Source organism: Gilliamella sp. Pas-s27, assembly GCF_009795865.1.
Classification (GTDB): Bacteria; Pseudomonadota; Gammaproteobacteria; order Enterobacterales; family Orbaceae; genus Gilliamella.
The window spans coordinates 1-3,590 of sequence record NZ_WTEW01000057.1 but is presented as its reverse complement, the minus strand read 5'-3'; the positions used below and the strand labels follow the sequence as shown (position 1 = coordinate 3,590).

Annotated in this window: 2 protein-coding genes and 1 pseudogene; 2 read left to right on the top strand and 1 reads right to left on the bottom strand. The window is 31.0% G+C overall.

The features are described from left to right. Window positions 1-710: 710 nt before the first annotated feature. Together GQ589_RS11425 and GQ589_RS11415 are read left to right on the top strand one after the other, a co-directional pair. Window positions 711-1,937: pseudogene (locus GQ589_RS11425) on the top strand (AAA family ATPase); the annotation flags it as partial. Between the two features lie 234 nt (window positions 1,938-2,171). Further along, window positions 2,172-2,645: a hypothetical protein gene (locus GQ589_RS11415; RefSeq protein ID WP_160426317.1), complete on the top strand. Its 474-nt coding sequence runs from the start codon at window positions 2,172-2,174 to the stop codon at window positions 2,643-2,645. An 85-nt stretch (window positions 2,646-2,730) separates the two neighbouring features. On the opposite strand, the gene GQ589_RS11410 is transcribed toward GQ589_RS11415, so the two are convergent. Beyond that, on the bottom strand, window positions 2,731-3,396 hold the full coding sequence (locus GQ589_RS11410) for an IS3 family transposase (RefSeq protein ID WP_160426315.1): 666 nt from the start codon (window positions 3,394-3,396) through the stop codon (window positions 2,731-2,733). Window positions 3,397-3,590: the final 194 nt, after the last annotated feature.

The following is a 3,590-nucleotide window of genomic DNA, read 5'->3' as shown; positions in this document are numbered from 1 at the left end:
AACATGACACCGATTGAGTATAAAACACTAAAACAAGCAGCTTAATTTTCTACGTGAGTTGTGTACTAAGTTTGGGATATTTACAGAATTGATGTTATAAAAGAATATCATTTCTATGTTATTCTTCTAAACAATAAGTATTTTGTGCTAAAATTTTATATTAATATTTTGATTGATCCTATAAATAAATTTGTGTATTTGCTCATTTTTAAACTACTCTATTGAGTAAAAAAGAGGTAAATACAAATGGACGAAAAAAGACTAAGAGAAATGGCAGCCGAGCTTGCCAAAGAAATAAAAACCCAAGAAGATTTAGGTAAATTAACCAGTTATTATGAATAAACTGGTGATCGAAACGGCCTTAAATGCTGAAATGATCGAATATTTTGGTCATAGCGATACAACAAGCATCTAAAAAATGGACAATGCCGATTAAAAATTGGAAAAGTGCGATGAGTCGATTTATGATAGAATTTGGGGACCGAGTTCACCGTCACCTTTAACGAGTAAATACACAAAATTTGGAATGGGGTCTTTGCCACAATCTTGCATTTTCACATGCTTGTGAATATTGATTAGTTAAAACTATATTTTTTTATTTTTAATTTTTAAATCAATTGATCTGTGTGAGTTATCAAAAAAATTTCTTGATTACGACCTATTTCCCCAAATTAATAGATTATATACTGACGTTAGTTTATTGTTTGAAAATGTGTTGTCATTCCAGTTTTTCATTTCATTACATAATAAGTTTTAGGCTTTACTACATGAAAATTTATAAAGAAGGGAGAGAATGTATTATGAAAATAGCACAATTAAAATTATTAAATTTCCGTGGATATGAAGATGTTACCATAAAATTTGCTAACGATTTTAATCTAATTATTGGAAAAAACGATATTGGAAAATCAACTATTCTTGAGGCAATGGAAATATTTTTTAACAATGATGTAGTAAAGGTTGATATAAATGATCTTAATGTTTTTAGTGAAAACAAGACAATGTCTATTCAAATTTCATTTATACCAAGTAATACGACTTATACTATTGATACAATACCAACAAATATTAAAGATGAATACCTTTTGGATCAAAATGGCTATTTAACCATAAAAAAAACTTGGGATTGTAATAATGAAAAATTATCTAGTTTGAAAACGACAATTATATCAAGCTATCCAAATAATTTTACTACACCTTTAGTGAACTTAAAAATAACAGATTTAAGAAAATTATTATCTGAGAAATATGCTGATGTAATTGATCTTGACTCTATAAATAAGAATAAAAGTTCAGAAATAAGACAAGCAATATATTGTGCAATTCCTCATTTAACTCTAGAAGAAACGGAAATTGACATAAATAAAGAAGATGGAAAGAAAATTTGGACAGCATTACAAAATGATCTACCTTTATTTTTCTTATTTCAAGCAGATCGAGAAAATAGAGATTCTGATAAAGAAGTACAGACCCCATTAAAAACTATTACTAAAACAGCTATTGCTGAGCTTGAAAATGAATTGAATCAAGTTAAAGAGAAAATCATTAATAAAGCAATTCAGATAGGTAATGAAACCCTAGATAAGTTAAAAGAAATGAGCCCTGAAATTGCTAATGTATTGAAACCAGAAATGACAAATAAAGCATGGGATACTCTTTTTTCATTCTCATTTAGCTGTGATGATGGGATTCCAGTCAATAAAAGGGGAAGTGGTGTAAGAAGGCTTATCCTATTGAATTATTTTAGAGCTGAAGCAGAGAGAAAAACATCAGGGGAACCGCAATACTATTTATGCTATTGAAGAACCTGAAACTTCTCAACATCCTGAATGGCAAGTAAAACTTTTTCATGCATTAATGGATTTACCCAAAAATGAAAGAACTCAAGTTATAGTAACGACTCATAGTCCATCATTAGCAAGCCTGTGCCCAATAAATAACATTATTTTTCTATTTAAGAATAATGGAAAAACTAACTATCAAACAGGAGATAATCTTGATTTGCCTGAAGTTACTACAACGTTAGGTATTCTTCCCAATATACCTGTTGAAACCAGCACAAACCTTAAAGTTATCTTATGTCTTGAAGGACCAACAGACGTAGAATTTTTTGATAATATTTGTAACAACTTTGGTATATAGATATTAACTCTGATCCGAGGATAATGTCTTTGTCTCTAGGAGGCAATACATTGATCTATTGGGTTAATAAAAATTATCTTAGAAAGTTAAATCTCCCTGAAGTTCATATCTATGATAGGGATGTAGCCAAATATGCTCAAGCAGTTGAACAAGTCAATTCTAAGCCAAATTGTTGGGCTGTACAAACACAAATGTTGGAAATTGAAAACTATATACATCCATCTTTATATAAAGAATTTTATCCGATAGAAGATCGGTTTGTTAATTCAACTCCCGATTGGAAAAACTCATGGTCAAATAAAAATATTCCTGAGGAGCTTTCTGCATTTTTAAAATCTGAAAAAGAAGCAGGAAATCAAGCAATTAAAAATGAGAGTGCTAGTAAAATTAAAGAAGTATTTGCAAATCAATTATCTAAAAAGATGAAAAAGGAATTATTCGAAGAGTTGAATGCTTATGATGAAGTAAATGGATGGTTTGAGCAGATAAAAAAACATCTTTAAAATTTAGTTACCATATAGAACTAGGTGTTATTTCACCTAGTTTTGTAAATTTAATAAAATTGTTACACTGATCCTCGCCAAAATATTAGACAGTGCCCGCCTCTATCATTTTTTCGTTTTGGTAATATTGTTGTTCATATTGTTCAGGTGATACCCAGCCATTGGCTGAATGATGGAGTATCCGATTATAATAGATTTCAATATATTCAAATAGTGCTTTATTAGCCAGCTTCCTCGTTTTGTAGTAACAGTCATGAATAATATATGTTTTGAGTGTATGAAAAAAACTCTCAACAACCGCATTATCAAAGCAGTTGCCTCTTCGACTCATGCTTTGCCTTAGCCCATATTGTAACAATAATTGTTTGAAATCAGCACTGCAATATTGGCTGCCTTGGTCACTATGAATGAGTACATTTTTAGGAAATTGACGCAAATAAGGCTTGTTACACACTAAATGGCGGTCTATGTAGCGACTAGTTTGCCTAGCAATCACTTTTCGTCCATATAAATCGATAATTACGGACAAATATAACCCACCTTCACCCGTTTTAATATAAGTAATATCGGTTACCCCTGTTTTATTAGGATTATCAGGGTTAAATTGCCTATCTAACGTGTTGGGCACAATATTGTGATGAGCCGTGTCTGTTTTATACTTGAATTTACGTGCTGCTTTACTATGCAATCTTAAACTACGTAATCCTAATTGTTCTTTCTGAAACTTGATAGCTCGCCTCCCTTGCATCATGAAGCAGGCTTAGCGCACCCAAACGGGCTTTATGTTGCCAATACTGTTTTTGGATATACTCGCTGAGTTTGGCTGATTTGTTTGCTATTTTTAACCAATGTAACGGTATACTGATTGTTGTTTGAATTCGATACTAAATTTTTTGACCATGATATTTGTCTCCTATGATTTTTGTTTATATCATAGAGGCGACT